General features: G+C 34.5%; 15 protein-coding genes. 9 read left to right on the top strand and 6 right to left on the bottom strand.

All coding sequences use genetic code 11. The features are described from left to right. The first annotated feature begins 10 nt into the window (after nucleotides 1-10). On the top strand, nucleotides 11-2002 hold the full coding sequence (gene uvrB, locus EV145_RS10740; RefSeq protein ID WP_133525218.1) for an excinuclease ABC subunit UvrB: 1992 nt from the start codon (nucleotides 11-13) through the stop codon (nucleotides 2000-2002). On the opposite strand, the gene EV145_RS10745 is transcribed toward uvrB, so the two are convergent. Continuing rightward, complete coding sequence (locus tag EV145_RS10745) at nucleotides 1999-2400, bottom strand: excinuclease ABC subunit B (RefSeq protein WP_133525219.1); 402 nt, start codon at nucleotides 2398-2400, stop codon at nucleotides 1999-2001. The genes uvrB and EV145_RS10745 overlap by 4 nt on opposite strands. A gap of 54 nt (nucleotides 2401-2454) precedes the next feature. Here EV145_RS10745 and EV145_RS10750 point away from each other — a divergent pair, with 54 nt between their 5' ends. Genes EV145_RS10750 through EV145_RS10760 form a run of 3 tightly spaced genes read left to right on the top strand, consistent with a single transcriptional unit; the run spans nucleotide 2455 to nucleotide 5321 of the window. Then, nucleotides 2455-3258, top strand: coding sequence for an alpha/beta hydrolase (locus EV145_RS10750; protein WP_133525220.1), 804 nt, complete (start codon nucleotides 2455-2457; stop codon nucleotides 3256-3258). A gap of 27 nt (nucleotides 3259-3285) precedes the next feature. Next, nucleotides 3286-4296 carry a dipeptide epimerase gene (locus tag EV145_RS10755; protein ID WP_133525221.1) on the top strand — a complete coding sequence of 337 codons (1011 nt, stop codon included), beginning with the start codon at nucleotides 3286-3288 and terminating at the stop codon, nucleotides 4294-4296. Nucleotides 4297-4298: 2 nt separating this feature from the next. Further along, nucleotides 4299-5321 carry an aminotransferase class I/II-fold pyridoxal phosphate-dependent enzyme gene (locus tag EV145_RS10760; RefSeq protein ID WP_133525222.1) on the top strand — a complete coding sequence of 341 codons (1023 nt, stop codon included), beginning with the start codon at nucleotides 4299-4301 and terminating at the stop codon, nucleotides 5319-5321. An 88-nt stretch (nucleotides 5322-5409) separates the two neighbouring features. Here the strand turns inward: EV145_RS10760 and EV145_RS10765 are convergent, their stop codons facing one another. Together EV145_RS10765 and EV145_RS10770 are read right to left on the bottom strand one after the other, a co-directional pair. Then, nucleotides 5410-6861 carry a SusD/RagB family nutrient-binding outer membrane lipoprotein gene (locus EV145_RS10765; RefSeq protein ID WP_166638437.1) on the bottom strand — a complete coding sequence of 484 codons (1452 nt, stop codon included), beginning with the start codon at nucleotides 6859-6861 and terminating at the stop codon, nucleotides 5410-5412. A gap of 8 nt (nucleotides 6862-6869) precedes the next feature. Further along, entirely contained in the window at nucleotides 6870-10055 is a 3186-nt protein-coding gene (locus tag EV145_RS10770) for a SusC/RagA family TonB-linked outer membrane protein (protein WP_133525224.1), read from the bottom strand. 298 nt (nucleotides 10056-10353) lie between these two features. Here EV145_RS10770 and EV145_RS10775 point away from each other — a divergent pair, with 298 nt between their 5' ends. Then, the gene (locus EV145_RS10775) at nucleotides 10354-10818 is read left to right on the top strand and encodes a DUF1456 family protein (RefSeq protein ID WP_133525225.1); all 465 of its coding nucleotides are present in this window, start codon (nucleotides 10354-10356) and stop codon (nucleotides 10816-10818) included. 149 nt (nucleotides 10819-10967) lie between these two features. On the opposite strand, the gene EV145_RS10780 is transcribed toward EV145_RS10775, so the two are convergent. Then, a complete protein-coding gene (locus tag EV145_RS10780; RefSeq protein ID WP_133525226.1) occupies nucleotides 10968-11675 on the bottom strand; it encodes a LytR/AlgR family response regulator transcription factor in 708 nt (235 codons plus the stop codon). A 1-nt stretch (nucleotide 11676) separates the two neighbouring features. Then, a complete protein-coding gene (locus EV145_RS10785) occupies nucleotides 11677-12468 on the bottom strand; it encodes a sensor histidine kinase (RefSeq protein ID WP_243739246.1) in 792 nt (263 codons plus the stop codon). 468 nt (nucleotides 12469-12936) lie between these two features. Here EV145_RS10785 and EV145_RS10790 point away from each other — a divergent pair, with 468 nt between their 5' ends. Continuing rightward, complete coding sequence (locus EV145_RS10790; protein ID WP_133525228.1) at nucleotides 12937-13725, top strand: DUF5694 domain-containing protein; 789 nt, start codon at nucleotides 12937-12939, stop codon at nucleotides 13723-13725. Between the two features lie 172 nt (nucleotides 13726-13897). Here EV145_RS10790 and sucC read toward each other — a convergent pair whose 3' ends face one another. Then, entirely contained in the window at nucleotides 13898-15091 is a 1194-nt protein-coding gene (sucC, locus tag EV145_RS10795) for an ADP-forming succinate--CoA ligase subunit beta (RefSeq protein WP_133525229.1), read from the bottom strand. 416 nt (nucleotides 15092-15507) lie between these two features. Between sucC and gltB the strand changes: the two genes are divergently transcribed. The 3 genes from gltB (at nucleotide 15508) to lysA (ending at nucleotide 23399) form a co-directional block, all read left to right on the top strand. After that, nucleotides 15508-20025, top strand: coding sequence for a glutamate synthase large subunit (gene gltB / locus EV145_RS10800; RefSeq protein ID WP_133525230.1), 4518 nt, complete (start codon nucleotides 15508-15510; stop codon nucleotides 20023-20025). A gap of 98 nt (nucleotides 20026-20123) precedes the next feature. Next, on the top strand, nucleotides 20124-21578 hold the full coding sequence (locus tag EV145_RS10805; protein ID WP_133525231.1) for a glutamate synthase subunit beta: 1455 nt from the start codon (nucleotides 20124-20126) through the stop codon (nucleotides 21576-21578). A gap of 528 nt (nucleotides 21579-22106) precedes the next feature. Further along, on the top strand, nucleotides 22107-23399 hold the full coding sequence (lysA, locus tag EV145_RS10810; protein ID WP_262711920.1) for a diaminopimelate decarboxylase: 1293 nt from the start codon (nucleotides 22107-22109) through the stop codon (nucleotides 23397-23399). Nucleotides 23400-23661: the final 262 nt, after the last annotated feature.

The following is a 23661-nucleotide window of genomic DNA, read 5'->3' on the forward strand; positions in this document are numbered from 1 at the left end:
TCAGTAAGAAATGAATTTTCAAGTATCTTCAGAATATAGTCCAAAAGGAGATCAGCCACAAGCTATACAAAAATTGGCACAAGGCGTAGTCGACGGAGAAAAATATCAAACTTTATTAGGAGTTACAGGATCTGGTAAAACATTTACCGTTGCTAATGTTATTCAGGAAGTACAGCGCCCCACTTTAGTTTTGGCCCACAATAAAACTTTGGCAGCACAGTTGTATTCAGAATTCAAGCAGTTTTTCCCAAATAATGCTGTTGAATACTTTGTTTCGTATTACGACTATTACCAGCCGGAAGCGTTTATGCCCGTAACGGGAGTTTTCATTGAGAAAGATTTATCTATCAATGAAGAGCTTGAAAAGATGCGATTAAGCACCACTTCTTCCCTGCTTTCAGGACGAAGAGATATTTTGGTTGTTGCCTCGGTTTCTTGTTTGTACGGTATTGGAAATCCAGTTGAATTTAAGAAAAACGTGATTGAGATTGCCCGAGATCAGGTTATTTCGAGAACAAAATTATTACATAGTCTGGTTCAAAGTTTATACGCCAGAACAGAAGCCGATTTTAATCCGGGCACTTTCAGAATTAAAGGCGATACTGTCGAAGTATATCCAAGTTATGCTGATGATGCGTATCGAATTCATTTCTTTGGAGATGAAATTGAAGAAATTGAAGCATTTGATGCTAAAACTTCACAAGTAATTGAAAAATTTAAAAGGCTGACTATTTATCCAGCCAATATGTTTGTGACTTCGCCAGAAGTTCTGCAAGGCGCAATCTGGGAAATTCAGCAGGATTTGGTAAAACAAGTTGATTATTTCAAAGAAATAGGAAAACATCTAGAAGCCAAACGTTTGGAAGAACGAACCAATTTTGATTTAGAAATGATTCGCGAATTAGGATACTGCTCCGGAATTGAAAATTATTCCCGCTATCTTGATGGAAGACAAGCCGGCACGAGACCTTTCTGTTTATTAGATTATTTTCCGAGCGATTTTTTAATGGTTGTTGATGAAAGCCACGTTACCGTTTCGCAGGTTCATGCCATGTACGGAGGTGACCGCAGCCGTAAAGAAAATCTAGTTGAATATGGTTTCAGGTTACCTGCCGCAATGGATAACAGGCCTTTGAAATTTGAAGAATTTGAAGCACTTCAAAATCAGGTAATTTACGTTTCGGCAACTCCTGCCGATTATGAATTACAGAAATCTGACGGAATTTATGTAGAACAAATTATTCGTCCAACCGGTCTATTAGATCCAATTATTGAAGTTCGTCCGAGTTTAAATCAGATTGATGATCTGATTGAAGAAATTCAGGTTCGATGCGAATTAGATGAACGTGTTTTAGTAACAACTTTGACCAAAAGGATGGCCGAAGAATTGGCCAAATATTTAACCAAAGTAGGTGTTCGTTGTCGCTATATTCATTCTGAAGTTGATACATTAGAACGTATTGAAATTATGCAAGATTTACGAAAAGGTATTTTTGATGTTTTGATTGGTGTCAACTTACTTCGTGAAGGTCTAGATTTACCCGAAGTTTCGCTTGTTGCCATTCTCGATGCTGACAAAGAAGGTTTTTTAAGAAATCATAGATCTTTAACACAAACTATTGGACGTGCTGCAAGAAATTTAAACGGTAAAGCCATTTTATATGCCGATAAAATGACCGGAAGCATGCAAAAAACTATAGATGAAACAAATTATCGACGAACAAAACAAATAAATTTCAACACAGAAAATAACATTACGCCTCAGGCTCTAAACAAAAAAATCGACAGCGCGTTTACAAAAAATCCTTTGGTAGAATATGAATTAGGACATACTTTATCAGTTGCAGCCGAACCAGAAACGGCTTATATGTCAAAAACTGATTTAGAAAAACTGATTCGCGAAAAACGAAAATCAATGGAAAAAGCAGCAAAAGAACTAGATTTTATGCAGGCCGCCAAGCTTCGTGACGATATTAAAAAACTTCAGGAACAACTGCCTTAATTGTGCTGTTCCTGAAAAACCCTCAATAATATTTTAGGATCAATCATTGCATTTGGTGCATTTTTCATCAATTCTAAAACTCGCTTTACGGCAGTTGGATTTAATCCCATTTCAAGTGCAATCTGATAAATTGCTTTTGATTCTTTTTCGTGCAAAATGCCGTCGCAATGCATAATCAGAGCTAATCTGTAAAATTGCTGAATACGCTGAAATTCAGATTTTATTACTTTTACTGTATGTTCCTGATGAAATAAATCCTGAAAAAGGTCTTGCTTAACATTAAGTTCCTGAGCAACTTTCCACAAAAATTCCAGTTCGCGTTTATGCAATTGCCCATCAACTGTTGAGAAAGCAATCATTTCTAAAAGTAAACCAATTTTTTCTTCTTCGGTATTCATCAAATTTGTTATTTTTAGCTAAAATATTACTTTAAATCTAAAACACAATAACTAATGATTCGAGGATTCTTCTTTTTTATTCTATTGTCGCTGGCTACTATCGGAAATGCACAGGAAAGCACAGCATCTAAAAACGTATCCACTTTTACTATTGAATCGCCACAACTTAAAACCACTAAAAAAATCTGGCTTTATCTTCCCGAAGGCTACTCGACTTCTGTCAAAAAAAAATATAGCGTAATCTATATGCATGATGCCCAGAATTTATTTGATGCCAAAACATCTTTTGTCGGCGAATGGAATGTAGATGAAAAACTAGATAGTTTGAAAGCGCCTGTAATAGTCGTTGGAATTGAGCATGGAAATGAAAAAAGAATGGACGAACTGACGCCTTATAAAAACGAAAAATATGGAGGCGGAAAAGCTGATGATTATGTTGATTTTATTGTAAATACATTAAAACCCTATATCGACAAAAATTACAGAACTAAAACAAAAGCCAAAAATACTACTATCATGGGAAGTTCTCTTGGCGGTTTGGTTTCCTACTATGCAGCCGTAAAATACCCTCAAGTTTTTGGAAACGCAGGCGTTTTTTCACCTTCGTTTTGGTTTTCAAATGAAATTTACACTTTTACAGAAAAGTCGCCAAAAATCAAAACCCGATTTTACTTTTTATGTGGCGACAAAGAAAGTGACGAAATGGTAAAAGATCTGGAAAAAATGGAACGTTTATTAGATAAAAATCGTTGTTACTGTCTTCATCTCAGCAAAACAAAAATTGTAAAAGGCGGCGAACATAACGAAAAACTTTGGCGAGATGGCTTTGTAAAAGCAGTTCTTTGGCTTGGTTATTGAGCAAAAAAATAAAAAACAGCATAAATTATGAAACTAATTTTAAGAGAGTATAACTTAAAACTAAAACATACTTTCACGATTTCAAGAGAATCTATTGATTTTCAGCCTTCTTTAATTGTTGAATTACAAAGCAATGGTTATTCTGGTTTTGGTGAAGCCACTTCAAATCCATACTATAAAACGACAGTTTCAATGATGATGGAAGATTTGGAAAAAATCAGATCGATTATTGAAAATTCAGAGATTGAAACTCCTGATGTTTTTTGGTCTAAAATTCATCCGTATTTAAAAGACGATATGTTTGCTTTATGCGCACTTGATTTGGCTTATAACGATTTATATGCCCGAATAAAAGGCAAAAAACTTTACGATTTGTGGAATTATAGCACTGAAAAAAATCCGCTGACCGATTATACGATCGGAATTGCTTCTATCGAAAAAATGGTTTCAAAAATGCAGGAACTTCCTTGGCCTATTTATAAAATCAAATTAGGAACCAAAGAAGATATTGCGATTGTCAAAGAACTTCGCAAGCATACTGATGCTATTTTTAGAATTGATGCCAACTGTGGCTGGGGTGTTGAAGAAACAATTAATAACGCTGTTGAACTAAAAAAACTAGGTGTCGAATTCTTAGAACAGCCTATGAAAGCTGACAATTGGGAAGGACATAAAGAAGTTTTTAAACATTCGGTACTTCCCGTAATTGCTGATGAAAGCTGTATTATCGAGGAAGATGTTGCCAAATGTTTCAATCATTTTCATGGTGTAAATGTAAAACTGGTAAAATGCGGTGGCTTAACTCCAGGAAAACGAATGATTGAAGAAGCCAAAAAATTAGGCTTAAAAACTATGGTGGGCTGTATGACCGAATCGACAGTAGGAATTTCTGCTATTGCTCATTTACTGCCTCAACTGGATTATGTTGATATGGACGGCGCACTTCTTCTGTCTGAAGATATTGCAACAGGAGTAACTATAAAAGACGGTGTTATACATTATTCTAATCTTAACGGAACCGGAGTTACACTTCTATAAAAATGAAAGTCGAAAAATTTCCTGATCGAATTATTGAAATTGACCAAGAACAGTATTTGTATTTTGGCGGAACTGCATATTTGGGGCTTCCAACAAACAAAGAATTTCAAGATCTTGTGATAAAAAACATTCTAAAATGGGGAACTACTTACGGAAGTTCGAGAACGGCTAATATCCAATTAACGGCTTATGATGCAGGCGAAAAATTTTTAGCTTCTCACATTGATGCAGAAAGTACCGTTACGGCTTCTTCAGGAATGCTTGCCGGAAAACTGGTTGTAGATTTAATGAAAAAACAAACAGATTGCTTTTTTCATTTTAATGATATTCATGCCGCGATCAAAACAGAAAACAGTCTTCCTCTATTTGAAAATAGCAAGCTCAACAATCGTTTATTAGATTCAAAATCGGAAAAAATTACCATTCTGACTGATGGAATTCCTTCTTTTGAAATAAAACCTGTTGATTTCTCTTTTCTAGAACAGATTCCGAATCATAAAGAAATCACATTAATTGTTGATGAATCGCACTCATTAGGAATTGTTGGTAGAAATGGTTCAGGAATTTATGCTTCGATTCAATATCCGATTAAAAGGAAAATAATGGTTTCGTCGTTAGGAAAAGCTTTTGGTTTAACGGGCGGCGTTATCGCAAGTGATGCTGAATTCATTACTCAAATAAAAGAAATGGAAGTTTTTACAAGCGCCGGTGGGATGAATCCTGCATTTGTACAGACGCTTTCTGATGCTTCGGAAATTTATAAAAAGCAGTATCAAAAACTTAAAGAGAATTTGAGTTATATTGATTCGATTTTAATCAAAAATAGTACTATTAAATTTGATAAAAACTATCCGTTAATTTACCTTTTATCAAATGACTTAGTTGAAAAATTAAAATCTGAAAAGATAATTATTGCCAGTTTTAAATATACCAAAGATGCCGAGCCATTAAATCGAATTGTGATTACTGCTAATCATATTAAAGAAGATTTAGATAAAATTATTGAGGTATTAAATGCGCATTAATTTCGAAATTATTTCAAATTATAAAATAAAAAAGAGGAAATCTCATAGTGAGATTTCCTCTTTTTTATTTTTAATTATAGTCACTAAATTAATTTGCCCACCAAACCTTTGTTTCCATTTTGTCAGCTCCTTGAGTAGCGATTGCAGCATTGTAATTTTCTAAATTCAATGTTTTTACACTCGCTCCGTACGCTTGTCTTTGCGGAATTGTAGCAGAACCAATCGCTCCTGCAGGAACAGTTAGAGCAACAGCATCATTTCCAAATCTTCTCCATTCATTCCATCCTTCATAACCTTGCATATACAAAGCAATGTGTTTTTGGTAAGCAATAGATTTTAAATTTACGTAAGGAAATTGCAAAACATAAGCATCAGCCGTCGCAGTTGCAACGCCCCATTGTGCCATAGAAGCTCTAATACCTTCAGCATAAAAAGTTGCTGCTGAGCCCGGAATCCATCCTAAAGATGCAGCTTCAGCTTTAGCAAAAGAAACTTGCGCATAAGTATAGAAAAATGCAGGAGCAGTTTTATTTTTGATAATAGTATTCGTTATAAAAGAATAATTTGCAACGGTTGTATTTCCTACAGCCGAAGTAAGACCACCTTTGTAAATTCCACCACCGTTAGCCGCTTTTTCTGCAAATTTTGCCAATCTTGGATCTTGTGGCGCAAGATTTGTTCCTGTACCAATCAATAAATTTACAAAAGGCTCACTTACTAAATAGTCTGTTCTAGTTTCAAAACGGTCTTCCCAAGGATTATCATAAGCCTCATCAGTAATATAAGGATATGTAAAGTTTTGTGCATTTGAAGCAATAGTTCCAGCGTTTAAAGCCTCGACAAATTTTGTTGCAGCATAACCTCCAGCAGCTGGAAATCTTTTTGATAAGCGCATCGCCATGTTTAACTTTAAAGTATTTGCAAAACGTTTCCATTCAGACATCTGAGTCGCTTTTGTGGTGAAAATCACATCACCTTTTGGTCCTGCACCAGCATCCATAAGTGCTACTGCATCAGTAAGATCTTTAAACAATCCATCATAAATAGCTTCTTGTGTATCAAATTTCGGAAATGCATTATCTAACCCTTGTAAAGCTCCAGTATAGGGTACCATTCCCCAACGATCTGTGATATGCTGAAAAACATAAGCTTTCAAAATCATTGCTACAGCAATTTGGTTATTGTTTGAACCATTAGCTAACGCTGCTCCAGCTGTTGCAGCATCTTTGTTTAAATTTATAACAGCTTGTAAGTTGTTTAGAATAGATACATAATTGCTGGTATATTCAAAATTTACTACATCATAAATCGTTTCCTTAGGATATTGCCCATTTGTGATATACTGCACATAACAAAGCGGCTCAGTTGCAGTAAGAATAGGCGACATTGATCTTTCGGCTCCTGTAAGTAACGAAGCTGTATTTGCGATACTAGGATAATTTGGGTTTAAGTTGGTATCGCCAAAGTCAGCATTATCACAAGAAACTGACACCAAAGCAGTTATTAGTGCTAAAATTGAGGTTATTACTATTTTTTTCATTTTCATAATTATAAAGTTAAAACAACATTTAAACCAATAGATCTAGAGTTTGGCAATTGAGCCGTTTCTATAAATGGTGTAGTTGATGTATTATACGATTGAAGTTCAGATGGATCTATGTCACGATTTGCGGCATAAATCAGCCAAAGATTATTCGCATAAACAGCAATATTAATTTTCTGGAAAGGTGTTTTTTGCAAAGTGCTTCTTTCCAAAGTATATCCAACTCTAAGCGTTCTTAATTTTACATACGAGGCATCTTCTAAGAAAGGTTCAGTAATTGCTCTAATGTTTGACCAATATGTTCTAGTACTCACACGATAAGCAACATCAGCACCAGTTGTACTATCTACACCTTTTACCAAAAGTCCTCCTGAAGTTGGAGTTACTGCAGCATTTAGCATTGCACCTGTAGCAATACTTGCGCCAGTAGTAGCGTTTACGATAGGATCTCTTTTGGGATTTCCTAAATCATTGTCACCAACCGTTTCAATACCCACTCCTGTTCTATTAACCAATGAGTTAGACACAGAATAGTATTTACCACCTTCCTGGAAATCAAATCCTAAACTTAAATCAAAATTTTTGTATTTAAATGAAGTGGTGAGCCCTCCTGTATAGTTTGGCAAAACATTACCTAAAAATACACCTAATTCTCTAACGTATGCTCCTGCAGTAGTTAATTTTGGTTTTCCGTTTTCATCTCTTGCAATTCTACTTCCGTAAATAGATCCCCATTTTTCACCTACTTGCTCAACCAACTGAACGTTACCCATGTTTGAGTTTCCAGACTGAATAATATTTCTTGTAATTCCTGGAGCAATAGCTAGTACTTGTCTGTCAAGAGTTGCATAGTTTGCACCAATATTCCATTCAAATTTATCTGTTTTAATTGGTGTTCCAGATAATGCAATTTCAAAACCTTTGTAAGTTTGTTTTCCTCCGTTTAGAAAAACGCCACCAATTCCTGTTGAAGCATCCAAATCTACTCTATATGGTAATTCATTATCCAATCTGTCAAAATAAGAAACATCTAATGAAAGTCTATTATTAAAGAATTTCAAATCTATACCATATTCTTTTTCTTCACGATTTCCACCTTTCAGCCTTGGGTTACTAGGTGTTGATTGTGTTGATGAAGTTGGATAAGTACCATAAGCCGTTCCGATTCCGTAAATAGGGTTTGTCAAATAAACTCCAGGAAATTGAGGTGCCATTGCATAACCAGCTCTTATTTTACCAAATGTGAAAACGTTATTTTCTGGAATAAATTTAGAGAAAACGAAACTTCCAGAAATACCATAAGTAGCTAATTTATTATCGTTTACATCTGCAGTAGAAGCAAAATCATTACGATAAGAACCATCAACATACAAGAAATCATCATAACCTACAGAAGCTGTTAAAAAATAGGCCCGATTTTTTGTTCTGTATCTTTTATTATCGATAAGCGGCGTTCCTACAGAAGTACTGATGCTGTAGAATCCTTCTGAAACTAAGCCTCCAACAGTACTACTGTTCATGTATGTTCTATCGTAAAATTGATATTCGAAACCTAAATTTCCTGTTATATCAAATTTGTTGATTTTCTTTTTATAATTTAAAATACCTGAAATTTCATCTTTATTAGTGATTTGAAGACTTTCCTCATAAGCAGGAACCTCCGCACCACCCCAAGCTTTGTAGATATCATAATAATTGTTTCCAATATATGTTTTTCTAAGCTCTACAGTAGCTGCCAAATCATCAATAATTTGATAAGAACCGCCAATTTTACCATTGAATGATTTTTGTTCTTCGTTGTTTGGTTGCTCGTATTGATCAAAAAATGGCGAATTCCAACCTATAGATTTTCCATTTGTTGGACTGGTTCTGTTCCAAGTGACAATTTTACCATTCATACGATAATTTCTTAAATCGTCCATGTTTAGTTGTCTTTGAAACCATTGCCTCAAACTTGCAACCGCTGGCAAGATTAAATTTTTATCATTATATCCTGTAGTTTGTCTATCTTGAAATAAAACAGTTGAAAATACTTTGAATTTCTTACTCAAACTAGCCTCCATAGTAAGATTTACATCATATTGGGTTCTAGCTGTATTTGGTACAATACCTTCTTTATCTGTTCTAGTGATACCAAAGTTTATAGAATAATCTTCACCACCTTTACTAGCAGATAAACTAGATCTTTTGGTAACTCCAGTATTGTAAAAATCTTTAACATTGTTTTTGTTTGGAGAAAAAGGAGTTAGTTTTCCAAATTCTGGAGTACCTTCTTCCCAGCTATTCCAAGCACGTACCATTTGACCATTCATTCTTGGCCCCCAACTTTCGTCAGCAGTATAATCTACAATTTCTTGACCATTAAAAGCGGCGAAAGATGCTGGATCTGTTGCTGCATTAAAAGTATATTTTGGAAAAGTTTGAGAATAACCTCCACCGTACTCATTTTGAAATTCAGGCAAACCATAAGCATTTTCTAATGAAGAACTTACATTAAACTCTACTGTTGCAGTGCCTTTTTTTCCTCTTTTTGTTGTAATTACAATTGCACCATTTCTACCTTCTGGTCCGTAAAGTGCTGTTGCAGACAAACCTTTCAAAGTATTGATACTTTCGATACTTTCTGGGTTAATATCACTAATAGCGCTTACTTTGATGTTATCAACCACATACAATACTCCCGTGTCTCCACGAAGTCTAAGCAAAGAGGTTCTAAAATCCCCGCTTGGAGAACCTTGAAATTGAACACCTGCAATTTTTCCAGCCAAAGCATTATTAATATCTGTTTCTCTCACCGTTACAACATCTGCAACTCTTACTTTTTGCGTAGCATAACCAAGTGATTTTTCACTTCTCTTTAGACCCAAAGCAGTTACTACAACTCCGTCAAGCTCTTTTGCATCAGAAAGCATCTTTACATTTAATGTTGTAGCAGCTACAGTAGCTTTCGTTGATTTGAACCCGATATATGAAAAGACTAAAACAGAACCTTTATTGGCACTAATTTGATAATCTCCGTCAAATCCAGTCGTAGTTCCGCCTGAGCCTCCCTCTTCTTGAATGTTAACTCCTGGCATAGGCATTCCTGTCTCATCTGTTACTGTTCCTTTTACCGTTATTTTTTGCGCAAACAAAATGCTCGAAGCAAATAAGAACAAAACGAATGAAAAGATAAAATTCTTTTGTTTCATAAATTTTAGTTAAAAAAATGGTTAATAAATTGGTTCGTAAGGTTGCAATTTAACATTTTCTTTCATTTAAATGCGTTTTTATAAGAAAAAACATTAAAAATATTCTTAAAAAACGCATTTTAATGCAACAAAATGCATTAACAAGTAACAATCATAATTTAACTCCCCAATAATCAACAAGTTAAAAAGCTCGAAAAACTCTTAATTTTAATTATGAGAAACAAAAATTATCACAATTAAAATTTAATGTGAACAACAACTTTAACAGATTGTAATGTACCTTTGTAAAAAATAAACGATGACAAATAACGATATACTTAAAAAACTTCGCGTGGCTTTGATGCTCCGTGATGATCAAATAGTTGAAATTTTAGAATTAGTAGATTTCAGAATTTCAAAATCAGAATTAGGTGCTTTTTTCAGAGCCGAAGATCATGAGAATTACATGGAATGTGGTGATCAGGTTTTGCGTAACTTCCTGAATGGATTGGTAATTCATTTAAGAGGAACCAAAGAAAATCCAAAAAACCCGAATGATGTTTTAGCGAAACATAAAGCAGAAATTCCGAAGAAAGACAGTACTAAAGAAAGACCTGAGTTTAAAGCTGCTCCAAAAGATTCAGAAAAATACAGAGGTGATCAAAGTTCATCAAAATCAGGTTCATCAGCTGGAAAACCTAAAAAGAAAGCATTCCCAAAAGGAAATGGAAAACCATCTATTGTAGAAAAAGTAGTTTACAAAAACGGTAAGAATAAAAAATAATTAACGCCTATAAAGTTTAACCGCAAAGGGCGCTAAGGCATACGCAAAGTTCGCAAAGTTTTATTTGATAAAGCTTTGCGAACTTTTGCGTTTATATTGAACCTTATAAATTAAAATCTTTGCGCTCTTTGCTGTTAAATGATTTTTTTCTACATTTTATTTTGATCGATGCGTTCAAAAAAAGCATCTTTAAAAGTTGCTCCTATTGGCAATTCTTTCGCATTAATAAAAACCGAAAAACTATCTGTTGATTCAATCTGTTTTAAGGCAATTACATAAGATTTATGTATTTGAATAAAATCCATTCCAGGCAATGATTCTATTACATTTTTTAAAGAAGAATGAGTTATAATCTGTTGTTTTAAAGTATGGATACAAACATAATTCTGAAGACTCTCGACATATAGAATTTCATCTAAAAACAACTTCTGGAACTTATTTTTACCATCTGTTTTAACAAATATAAAATCAGACGAATTACTATTGGATGAAACCTCTATTTTTGATTCCGTATTCAATTTAGAAACTGCCTGATAAAAACGTTCAAAAGAGATTGGTTTTAGCAAATAATCAATCGCATTCAATTCAAAACCTTCTAATGCAAAGTCAGGGTATGCCGTCGTAAAAATCACTTTTACATCTTTAGAAATAATTCTGGAGAGTTGTAATCCGGTTAATTGCGGCATCTGAATATCCAGAAAAACAACATCAGTTTTATTCGAATTCAGAAACTCTAATGCTTTTATTGAATCATTAAAAATTCCAGCTTCTTCAAGAAAAGATACTTTCTCTACATAGTTTTTTAAAATACGCGTTGCTGGCGGTTCATCATCAATAATGATACATTTAAACTTCATATTATTTATTTAAAGGAATTTTCAAATACGTTTTAAAGGTATTATTTTCTGCTATTTTTTCAAGCTTAAATTTAGATCCATAGGCATATTCTAATCTTTTAGTAAGATTCTCAAATCCAATGCCGGTTGAAGAATAATGTTCGCCATTAACAATGTAATTAAAAGTAGAGATCTCCAGAAAGTCTTCTTTTATATGAATTGAAATAACTGCTTTTTGTTCTGGATTATTCAATTTTCCGTGCTTAAAAACATTTTCTATGAAATGAATTAATACCGATGATAAAATCTTTTCTTCTGCATAATTTCCTTCAACAGAAAAATCAAGATACAGCTGATCTTCAAATCGTTTTTTCTGTAAATGAATATAATTTTCTATAAATTGAATTTCTTTTGAAAGTACCGCTTCATCCTTTTCAGTCTCCGTAATAACATAACGCAGTAAATCAGACAATACTAAAATATCTGATGCCATTTCATCATCTTTCAAAATCAATTGGCTATAAAACGAATTTAAGGTATTAAATAAAAAATGCGGACTAACCTGAGATTTCAACATTTGAAATTCTGCTTTTTTATTCTCTAAAAGCAATTCCTGATTTTGCAGCTGTGAACTATGAAATTGCCAAAACAAATAACTCAAAGCGCTAAAAATTACTGCTGGTAATCCAAAAAAGAAATTATCACGCACATAATAGTTTAATTCTCGCGACGCTTCACTATAATTATGCATTCCAATAATCTGAAAAACAACAACTTCTTGCAAAAAATAACGAACTCCAGCAAAAATTAGCAAGGAAACGACAATGCTAAAAAAATATAGAAAAATCTTTTTTTTATTCAAAAACCAATCGCAAAAAAGGTAAAAATTTAAAAGATAAACGATAAAAATTGATAGAACAAAACTTGTATTAAAAAAGAAATACTTACTGCTGAAAACAGAATCCAATTTTCGATTACTTACTCCAATATCCCAGAGATAAAAAGTAAAAAACACTACTAAAAAAAGAAGAATATGATAATAAAAAGGAATTTTTAGCTTCATAATATATTGTTGTTACTTCAAAAATACAACTATGACATTACATGAATACTATATTTATACAAAACCTATATTATATGTGACGAACATTCAAAAACGGTACACAAAAATTTTCAACAGCAAATTCCTATTGTTTGTAATTTGAAAACTGATGTTTATCAAAAACTAAAAATTCACCTGAAAAGCTACTATAGATTTGTCATGAATTTAAAACAAATCATCATGAAAAAAATCGCTTTATTACTCATTTTTACAATTGCATTAACTACCGTTTCTGCTCAGACAAAAAAGAAACAAATATTATTATTTGGCAGTTTCCATTTTGAAAATCCCGGACTTGATGTCGCCAAAGTAAATACTTTTAATGTTATGACAGACAAAAGCCAAGAAGAACTGGAAAACATTACCGATAAAGTTAAAAAGTTTGGACCAGATAAAATTTTTGTTGAATGGAATTATAAAAAACAAGCCAAATTAGATCAATTTTATGCTAAAAACACTGATAGCTTACTTACGAACGATTCAGATGAGATAGTACAATTAGCTTTAAGATCAGCTAAAAAATTAAATCACAAAAAGTTATATGCAATTGATTATAATGGTACTGATTTTCCATATGATAGTTTGGTAAAAGAAATGAAAACCGCTAATCAGTTTGATTTAATCAAGAAGAATGAAGAGATAATGAAACATCATGAAACAGATTTTAATACAAAAATTGCAAAATATTCCTTGACACAATTACTTTTGGATGTTAATAAACAGGATATTAACTGGTATCTTGGAACTGCCAACAAAGCAGGAAAAACAGACAATTTTGTAGGTGCTTATTTAGTTTCAGAATGGTATCGAAGAAATCTTTATACGTATTCTTTAATTCAAAAACTAACCGAAAGCAAGGATGATAAAATAATGGTTTTACTTGGTGCCGGTCATACAGCAATGCTGAGAGAATTTATTGCACATGATCCAACTTTTGAACTTATAGAATTGTCTACTGTTTTGAAATAATTAATTTAACCGCAAAGTTCGCAAGGCTATATATTGATAAAGCTTTGCGAACTTTTGCGTTTATATTGAACCTTACAATTAAAAACCTTGCGCACTTTGCGGTTAAGTAGCCTCCAAAAAAAATCCCTCCAATTTCTTGGAGGGATTTCTATATAATTGATTTCTTATTTAATTAAGAAAGTGCAGCTTTAACTTGGTCAGCAGCTTCTTGGAATTGAACTGCAGATAAGATTGGCATACCAGAATTGTCAATTAATTCTTTTGCAATTTCAGCATTTGTTCCTTGCAAACGAACGATAATTGGCACATTGATAGCGTCACCCATGTTTTTGTAAGCATCAACAACACCTTGAGCAACACGGTCACAACGAACGATTCCTCCAAAGATGTTAATCAAGATAGCTTTTACGTTTGGATCTTTCAAGATAATTCTGAAAGCAGTTTCAACACGTTTAGCATCAGCAGTTCCTCCTACGTCAAGGAAGTTAGCAGGCTCAAAACCAGCATATTTAATTAAATCCATAGTTGCCATTGCAAGACCAGCTCCGTTTACCATACATCCTACAGTACCGTCAAGATCTACATAGTTCAGACCTACTTCTTTAGCTTCAACTTCGATTGGATTCTCCTCACGGATATCTCTCATTTCAGCATATTTTGGTTGTCTGTATAAAGCATTATCATCGATATTTACTTTAGCATCAACAGCCATAATTTTGTTGTCAGATGTTTTTAAAACAGGGTTGATTTCAAACATAGATGCATCAGAACCAACATAAGCGTTGTATAATGAATCGATGAATTTAACCATTTCTTTGAAAGCATTTCCAGAAAGACCTAAGTTAAAGGCAATTCTTCTTGCTTGAAAACCTTGTAATCCTACATTAGGATCGATTTCTTCAGTAAAGATTAAGTGTGGCGTGTGCTCAGCAACTTCTTCGATATCCATTCCACCTTCAGTAGAATACATAATCATGTTACGTCCTGTACCTCTATTCAATAAAACAGAAACATAAAACTCAGAAGTTTCGCTTTCACCAGGATAGTATACATCTTCAGCAACTAAAACTTTGTTTACTTTTTTACCTTCAGCAGAAGTTTGAGGTGTAATCAATTGCATTCCGATAATTTGTCCTGCAATTTCTTCAACTTGTTGAAGATTTTTAGCCAACTTAACTCCACCACCTTTTCCACGTCCACCTGCGTGAATTTGTGCTTTTATTACGTGCCATCCTGTACCAGTTTCGGCAGTTAATTGTTTTGCAGCAGCCACAGCTTCAACCGCATTATTAGCCACAATTCCGCGTTGAATGCGTACTCCGTAACTAGCTAAAATTTCTTTTCCTTGATATTCGTGTATGTTCATAATATAGAATTTGTCTGGTTCTGAATTTATTTCAGAATAAAAGTGCGACAAAAGTAGCAAAATTCAACTTAATAGTAAAATCTTTTTCCAATTAAAAAATGAGTCAATTTGTTATTAATTACAGATTCTTTTTCAAAGCAAATTAATCGTTAACGAATTGCATTGAAAAAGTTAACATAAAACCACTATATCGTTTGAGATTTAACAAAAAAACCTATTGAATTATGGGCCTGACGGCGATTTTTCCTAATATTATTTAAATGTTATTATGATTTTATCATTTCGCAATGCCTAATATAATATTATTATCATTTAAGAAGCCTTTTTCTAATATTACAGTAAAAATGTAAGCTAAATGATAATTTCACTACATTATGTTTAACGAAATCTCTATTTTTGTAGAAAAAATATCAAGAATGAAAGTTAAAGAACAAGGGCTTTATCTGCCTGAATTTGAACACGACAATTGTGGTGCAGGATTTATTTGTAATTTGAATGGTATTAAGTCAAATGATATTATTCACAAAGCATTAGACATCTTAATTAAATTGGAACATCGTGGTGCCGTTAGTTCTGATGGAAGAACTGGAGACGGGGCTGGAATTTTATTCGACATCCCTCATAATTTTTTTAAGAAAGTTTGTGACTTTGAAATCCCTGAAACGCGTGAGTATGCAGTAGGAATGGTTTTTTTACCAAAAAGCAAAAACCAAGTTTCTTTTTGTATCAATGCATTTGAAGCAACTATCAAAGACCAAAACTTAAAGGTTTTAGGTTGGAGAGATGTACCTGTTGACGTTGAAAATTTAGGGCAAATTGCCGCAGAAAAAGAACCAACAGTTAAACAAGTTTTCGTTTCTAAAAACGGACAGGATTTAACTGAACAAGAATTTAATGCAAAACTTTTTGCAGCTAGAAAAATTGCTGAACATGCCGTAAGAGGATCTAAAACCTCAGAAAGCCATATGTTTTATTTCTCTAGTTTATCGACAACTACCATAATATATAAAGGTCTATTGATGCCGGAAGACATCAGCCGATATTATGTTGACTTAAAAGATCCAGATTTAGTGACTCGTTTGGCGTTAGTTCACCAACGTTTCTCTACCAATACTTTCCCTTCTTGGGAACTTGCTCAACCGTTTAGATACATGTGTCATAATGGTGAGATCAACACACTTCGTGGAAACGTAAGCCGCATGCGTGCTCGTGAAGAGCTTATGCAGAGCAAAGTTTTTGGCGATGATATCAAAAAATTATTCCCTATTATCCTAGAAGGAAAATCAGATTCTGCTTCGATGGATATGGTTATTGAGCTTTTATTAATGACAGGCCGTTCTCTTCCAGAGGCAATGATGATGGTGGTTCCTGAAGCTTGGGAAAAACACCAGACAATGTCTGAAGAGAAAAGAGCTTTCTATGAATTCAACGCTTGTATCATGGAGCCTTGGGATGGTCCTGCTTCTATTCCGTTTACAGATGGTAACGTAATTGGTGCCTTATTAGACAGAAACGGATTGCGTCCTTCTCGTTATACTTTAACACATAGTGGGTTCGTAATCATGTCATCAGAAATTGGTGTACTAGATATCGATCCGGAAGATGTAATTCAACACGGTCGTTTAGAACCAGGAAAAATGTTCTTGGTTGATATGAACGAAGGTCGTATTATCGAAGACGAGGAAGTTAAAAAAGCGATAGTTACAAAACGTCCTTATAAAGAATGGATCGATGCCAACTTATTGCCTTTAGCAAAAATTCCTTACACAAACAACCCTACTCCTGTTGAAAAATTAGATTTCTTGACAAGACAGCGTTTGTTTGGTTACACTATTGAAGATTTAAAAACGATCATCAACCCAATGGGTAGCGACGGAGCCGAAGCAATCAGTTCTATGGGTAACGATACTCCTTTGGCAGTTTTATCAGATCAGCCACAGTTGTTGTACAATTACTTCAAACAATTATTTGCTCAGGTTACGAACCCGCCGTTGGATGGTATTCGTGAAGAAATTATTACTGATATCAGTTTAGCGATTGGTGGAGATTTCAATATTTTCGAAATTGAATCAAAACAATGTAAAAAATTAAAAATCCAAAATCCGGTTATTTCTAACGAGGATTTGGATAAAATCAGAAATATCGATCACGCAGATTTCAAATCGGCTACTATTTCTACTTTATATAAAATAGAAAAAGGAGTTAACGGTTTAGAGCGTGCGCTTGAGAAATGTGTTCAAGCGACTTTTAAAGCAGTTGAAGAAGGATGCAACATCATTATTTTATCTGATAGAGGTGTAAGTGAACAGTTCGCTCCAATTCCAATGTTATTGGCTTGTTCTTACATTCACCACTCTTTGAACATTTTACAAGTTCGTTCTAAATTCGGAATCATAATCGAATCTGCTGAACCACGCGAACCTCATCATTTTGCTTTATTGTTCGGATATGGTGCAAGTGCGATTAACCCTTACATGGTAAACGAAATTATTCACGATCAGGTTGAAAAAGGTTTCATTACAAAAGTAAAAGCTGATTATGCAGTTGTAAACTACAACAAAGCGATTGCAAAAGGAATCGTGAAAATCATGAACAAAATTGGTATCTCTACATTACATTCGTATAGAGCCGCTCAGATTTTCGAGATTTTAGGTTTAAACAAAACATTTACATCTAAATACTTCCCTTACACGCCATCAAGAATTGAAGGAATTGGTTTAATGGAAGTGGAGAAAGAAGTGAAGAAACGTTTCCAAAAAGCTTTCCCAAATTCAAAAGTAGCAAGTTTGCTTTCTCTTGAAATTGGAGGTATTTACAGATGGAGACGTGGTGGCGAAAAACACATGTTTAACCCAACCACTATTTCTAAATTACAACAGGCTGTTCGTTTAAACAGCCCAGAAAGTTATAAAGAATACTCAAATGCCGTTAATGAGCAAAGCTCAAACTTAATGACTATTAGAGGTTTATTTGAATTCAACAACTTAGATCCAATTTCTATTGACGAAGTAGAACCTTGGACAGAAATTGTGAAGAAATTCAAAACGGGTGCAATGTCTTACGGATCTATCAGTAGAGAAGCACACGAGAATTTAGCGATTGCAATGAACAGAATTGGCGGAAAAAGTAACTCTGGAGAAGGTGGAGAAGATCCAAAACGTTTCCAGAAAGAAATTAACGGAGATTCTAGAAACAGTGCCATTAAACAAGTTGCATCAGGACGTTTTGGTGTTTCGATCAACTATTTGACAAACGCTAAAGAAATCCAGATTAAAATGGCTCAAGGTGCAAAACCTGGTGAAGGTGGACAGTTACCTGGAGAAAAAGTAGTGCCTTGGATTGCTGAAACTAGAAACTCTACGCCTTATGTAGGTTTGATTTCGCCTCCTCCTCACCATGATATTTACTCAATTGAAGATTTATCTCAGTTGATTTACGATTTGAAAAATGCAAACCGTGAAGCTCGTATCAACGTAAAATTAGTTTCTGAAGTTGGAGTTGGAACCATCGCTGCCGGTGTTGCTAAAGCAAAAGCTGACGTGATCTTAATTTCAGGTTATGACGGAGGAACGGGAGCTGCACCATTAACATCTTTACAGCACACAGGTATTCCATGGGAACTTGGTTTAGCTGAAGCACAGCAAACTTTAATCTTAAACGACTTAAGAAGCCGTGTAGTTTTAGAATGTGACGGACAGTTAAAAACAGGTCGTGACGTTGCTATCGCAGCTTTATTAGGTGCAGAAGAATTCGGTTTCGCAACGGCGCCGCTTGTAGCTTCTGGATGTATCATGATGAGAGCTTGTCACTTAAATACTTGTCCGGTTGGTATTGCAACTCAGGATCCTGAATTGAGAAAAAACTTCAAAGGAACTCCAGAGCACGTAATCAACTTCATGTATTTTATTGCTGAGGAGTTAAGAGAAATCATGGCGCAGTTAGGTTTCAGAACTTTAAAAGAAATGGTGGGTCAGTCACAAAAATTAAATGTGAACAAAGCCATCAAACATTATAAAGCAAATGGTTTAGACTTATCATCAATTCTATACAAACCGGAAAAAGCGAAAACAGAGCCAAATCATAATACAACGACTCAAGATCACCAACTTGAAAATGTATTGGATTTTGACATCATTAAAGAAGCGATTCCGTCTATCTATAGAAAAGAAAAAACAAGAGTAACTTTTAAAATTAAAAATACAGACCGTTCTGTAGGTGCGATTTTGAGTAATGAAATCTCAAAAATCTACGGCGCGCAAGGATTACCTGATGACACTATTTTAGTTGATTTTGAAGGTTCTGCCGGACAAAGTTTTGGTGCTTTTGCAACAAACGGATTGTCATTTAAAATTCACGGAAACTGTAATGATTATTTAGGAAAAGGGCTGTCTGGAGGAAAACTAATTGTAAAAGTACCTCCTACTGCAACTTTCAAACCTGAAGACAATATCATTATTGGAAACGTTGCCCTTTACGGAGCTATTACCGGAGAGGCTTATATTAATGGAATGGCCGGAGAGCGTTTCTGCGTGAGAAATTCTGGAGCAACAGCAGTTGTTGAAGGAATTGGAGATCACGGATGCGAGTACATGACCGGTGGTACAGTAGTAGTTTTAGGAAAAACAGGAAGAAACTTCGCGGCTGGTATGAGCGGTGGTGTAGCTTATGTTTACGATCCAAATAAGAAATTCGACGCTACAGTTTGCAACATGGAAATGGTTGCATTCGATCCAATGGAAGAAGAGGACGTTACGAAACTAAGAAAACTGATCAAAAATCATTCATTGTACACAAGCAGTCCATTAGCAAAAAGAATTTTAGCAGACTGGGAAAACCAACAACAGCACTTCGTAAAAGTAATGCCAACTGATTACAAAAAAGCATTACAAAGAATTGCAGAAGAGAAAAAAATAGAAGAATTAATAGCTGATTAAAAAGGTTCTGAGGTACTAAGTTCCTGAGGTACTAAGTTTTGAGTTTTCAACTCACTTCTTACCTCTCACATCTCACAACTAAATCTAATTAAAATGTCATGGGTAAAATAGGCGGATTTAAAGAATATAACAGAGCCGATGAAAGTAATTTAGCAGTAGCAGAACGTGTTTCGAACTACAACGAATTTACTATTCCGGTACCAAAAGATAAAATAAAAGAACAAGGATCAAGATGTATGGACTGTGGAATTCCTTTTTGCCACAGTGGTTGTCCGTTAGGAAATTTAATTCCTGACTTCAACGACATGGTACATCAGGAAGAATGGCAGAGTGCATTAGAGATTTTACAATCTACTAATAATTTTCCTGAATTCACTGGACGCTTATGCCCTGCTCCATGTGAGAAATCATGTGTATTAGGAATCATCAAAGATCCTGTTTCTATCGAAAACATCGAAAAAAGCATTATTGAAAGAGGTTTCGCCGAAGGATGGATCAAACCTCAACCACCAAAAACAAGAACTGGTAAAACCGTTGCTGTTATTGGTTCAGGTCCTGCTGGATTGGCGGCAGCGCAGCAATTAAACAGAGCTGGTCACACGGTTACTGTTTTTGAAAGAGACAACGCAATTGGAGGTTTACTACGTTACGGAATTCCGAATTTCAAATTAGAAAAAGGAATTATCGACAGACGTGTAGTGGTTCTTGAAGCAGAAGGAATCACTTTCAAAACAGATGTAAACGTTGGTGTTAACTTCAGTGTTGAAGAATTAAACGCATTCGATTCTATCGTTTTATGTGGAGGAGCAACTGAAAGAAGAAGCTTGCCAACTAAAGGAATCGAAAGCAAAGGCGTTGTTCAGGCAATGGATTTCTTAACTCAACAAACTAAAGTTTTATTTGGAGAATCAATTCCAGATCAGATTAAAGCGACTGGTAAAGATGTAATCGTAATTGGTGGTGGAGACACAGGTTCTGACTGTATTGGAACTTCAAACAGACACGGAGCAAAATCGGTAACTAACTTTGAGATCTTACCAAAACCTCCAGTTGGAAGAAGCGAGTCAACTCCTTGGCCTTTCTGGCCGTTGCAGTTAAAAACATCTTCTTCTCACGAAGAAGGATGCGACAGAAACTGGTTAATCAATACTAAAGAATTCATTTCTAACGATAAAGGCGAATTAACTGGATTAAAAACCGTTGAAGTACAATGGAAAATGACTCCAGGTCAGCGTCCTGAATTAATCGAAAAAGAAGGTTCAGAAAAAATCTGGCCTTGCGATTTAGCTTTATTGGCTCTTGGATTTACAGGCCCAGAGAAAACGTTAAGCGAGCAATTAGGAATCGAAACTGATATGAGAAGCAACTACAAGGCGCATAACTATCAAACAAACGTACCTCACATTTTCACCGCTGGTGATATGAGAAGAGGACAATCATTAATCGTGTGGGCTATTTCAGAAGGTCGCGAAGCAGCAAGAGAGGTAGATTTATTCTTAATGGGTTCTACCAACCTGCCTACTAAAGGAAAAGGAGATTTACCGAGTTTATAAATTTAAGACTCTAAGATGCTAAGGTTCTAAGATTCTAAGTTTTTTTCTTAGCATTTTATTTAATCTTTATTCCGATAAACAACATAACTACTAATAAACCCTTGAATTTATATTCAGGGGTTTTGTTTTTTTCACGAATTGCACAAATTTCCACGAATTTATTTTCTGGCAGCTTCTAAATCAAACATAGCCTGCGGTTTCAACCGCGGGGACACAATATATAATTACGTCCATCCGCTACGTCTCCCGTGGTTGAAACCACGGGCTATGTTTTAGGCATTTTATGAAAAATTCAAAATTAAAAATTTGTGGAAATTTGTGTAATTAGTGGCAAACAAAATAATCTGCGCTAATAGGTTAAATCTGTGGCAAAAAAAAATCAACAGCATTTAAGAATTAGTCAAATTCGTGAATTCGTGGCAAAAAAACTTAGTATCTTAGCATCTCAGAACCTTAGCATCTTAGAAAAAGGTTATAAAAATCCAAAACAAGCAAGTTTTTGTTTGAAATAAAACAATTTGTTATATTTTGTTATTTTTCTACAATTTATTTGCTGATACACAAAAGAGTAATAACTTTGCCCAAAATGATTTAAAAATGCAAGCAAAAGATTTACTGCAGTTAGCAGACCAATTTGGAAGTCCATTATATGTTTATGATGCCGAAAAAATCCAATCTCAGTACAACAGGTTAACTAAAGCTTTCTCTAAGGTAGAAAACTTAAGAGTTAATTACGCCATGAAGGCATTGTCAAACGTTGCGATTCTTCAGTTATTAAAGAACATGGGGTCTGGCTTAGACACTGTATCAATTCAGGAAGTTCAATTAGGACTTCATGCTGGCTATGAACCCGAAAGAATTTTCTTTACACCAAACGGCGTTTCTCTTGAAGAAATCGAAGAAGTTGCCGCAATGGGTGTACAAATCAATATCGACAACTTATCTATTTTAGAGCAATTCGGAACAAAACATCCTCATATTCCAGTATGTATTCGTATCAATCCGCACGTAATGGCGGGTGGAAATGCAAATATTTCTGTAGGACATATTGATAGTAAATTCGGAATTTCTGTTCACCAGATTCCGCATATCTTGCGAATTGTTGAAAATACAAAAATGAGTATTGTTGGGATTCACATGCACACAGGATCTGATATTTTAGATATCGAAGTATTCTTGTATGCTGCTGAAATCTTATTTGACACAGCTAAACATTTCAAAGATTTACAATTCTTAGATTTCGGAAGCGGCTTCAAAGTGCCTTACAAAAAAGACGATATCGAAACAGATATTGAAGAATTAGGTAAAAAATTATCTAAAAGATTCAACGCTTTCTGTACAGAATACGGCAGAGATTTAACGTTGATTTTCGAACCAGGAAAATTCTTGGTAAGTGAAGCAGGTCATTTCTTAGTAAAAGTAAACGTAGTAAAACAAACAACCTCAACAGTTTTTGCTGGAGTTGACAGTGGTTTCAACCACTTAATTCGTCCAATGTTATACGGATCTTCGCACCATATTGAAAACATCTCTAACCCAAAAGGAAAAGAGCGTTTTTACTCAGTTGTAGGATACATTTGCGAGACTGATACTTTCGCCAACAACCGTAGAATTCAAGAAATTACTGAGGGCGACATTTTATCTTTCAAAAATGCTGGAGCATATTGCTTCTCAATGTCTTCAAACTACAATTCAAGATACAAACCAGCCGAAGTTTTATGGATGAACGGTCAGGGAATCTTAATTCGCCAAGCTGAAACATTCGAAGATTTACTTAAAAATCAAATTCCGTTGCCACAAGAAGTTGCAGCAACAGTTTAAAATAAAAAAAAAGAGAATATCTATTTAATCCCGTTTCTTAATTGAGGCGGGATTTTTTTTTTGATTTTTAGACTTCTTAGACTTTAGACTTCTTAGACTTTTTAAAACTCATTGTCAGGCTGAGCGAAGTCGAAGCCCACGCGAAGTAACCCCAATCTTGTCATTTCTGTAAAGGTTAGATAATTCGGTAACAAAATTTAACTTTAATAAATTTTGTTACGATGAGAAATAATAGTCAAGATTCGACTTTAGAGCGAAACTA

The organism is Flavobacterium sp. 245 (assembly GCF_004362055.1).
GTDB lineage: Bacteria > Bacteroidota > Bacteroidia > Flavobacteriales > Flavobacteriaceae > Flavobacterium.

What these genes read in the sequence shown, in the direction of transcription:
- EV145_RS10750 (WP_133525220.1), top strand. Translation starts at nt 2,455, where the DNA reads ATGATTCGAGGATTCTTCTTTTTTATTCTATTGTCGCTGGCTACTATC.
- EV145_RS10790 (WP_133525228.1), top strand. Translation starts at nt 12,937, where the DNA reads ATGAAAAAAATCGCTTTATTACTCATTTTTACAATTGCATTAACTACC.
- EV145_RS10745 (WP_133525219.1), bottom strand. Translation starts at nt 2,400, where the DNA reads ATGAATACCGAAGAAGAAAAAATTGGTTTACTTTTAGAAATGATTGCT.
- EV145_RS10805 (WP_133525231.1), top strand. Translation starts at nt 20,124, where the DNA reads ATGGGTAAAATAGGCGGATTTAAAGAATATAACAGAGCCGATGAAAGT.
- EV145_RS10770 (WP_133525224.1), bottom strand. Translation starts at nt 10,055, where the DNA reads ATGAAACAAAAGAATTTTATCTTTTCATTCGTTTTGTTCTTATTTGCT.
- EV145_RS10755 (WP_133525221.1), top strand. Translation starts at nt 3,286, where the DNA reads ATGAAACTAATTTTAAGAGAGTATAACTTAAAACTAAAACATACTTTC.
- uvrB (WP_133525218.1), top strand. Translation starts at nt 11, where the DNA reads ATGAATTTTCAAGTATCTTCAGAATATAGTCCAAAAGGAGATCAGCCA.
- sucC (WP_133525229.1), bottom strand. Translation starts at nt 15,091, where the DNA reads ATGAACATACACGAATATCAAGGAAAAGAAATTTTAGCTAGTTACGGA.
- EV145_RS10780 (WP_133525226.1), bottom strand. Translation starts at nt 11,675, where the DNA reads ATGAAGTTTAAATGTATCATTATTGATGATGAACCGCCAGCAACGCGT.
- EV145_RS10760 (WP_133525222.1), top strand. Translation starts at nt 4,299, where the DNA reads ATGAAAGTCGAAAAATTTCCTGATCGAATTATTGAAATTGACCAAGAA.
- EV145_RS10765 (WP_166638437.1), bottom strand. Translation starts at nt 6,861, where the DNA reads ATGAAAAAAATAGTAATAACCTCAATTTTAGCACTAATAACTGCTTTG.
- EV145_RS10775 (WP_133525225.1), top strand. Translation starts at nt 10,354, where the DNA reads ATGACAAATAACGATATACTTAAAAAACTTCGCGTGGCTTTGATGCTC.
- gltB (WP_133525230.1), top strand. Translation starts at nt 15,508, where the DNA reads ATGAAAGTTAAAGAACAAGGGCTTTATCTGCCTGAATTTGAACACGAC.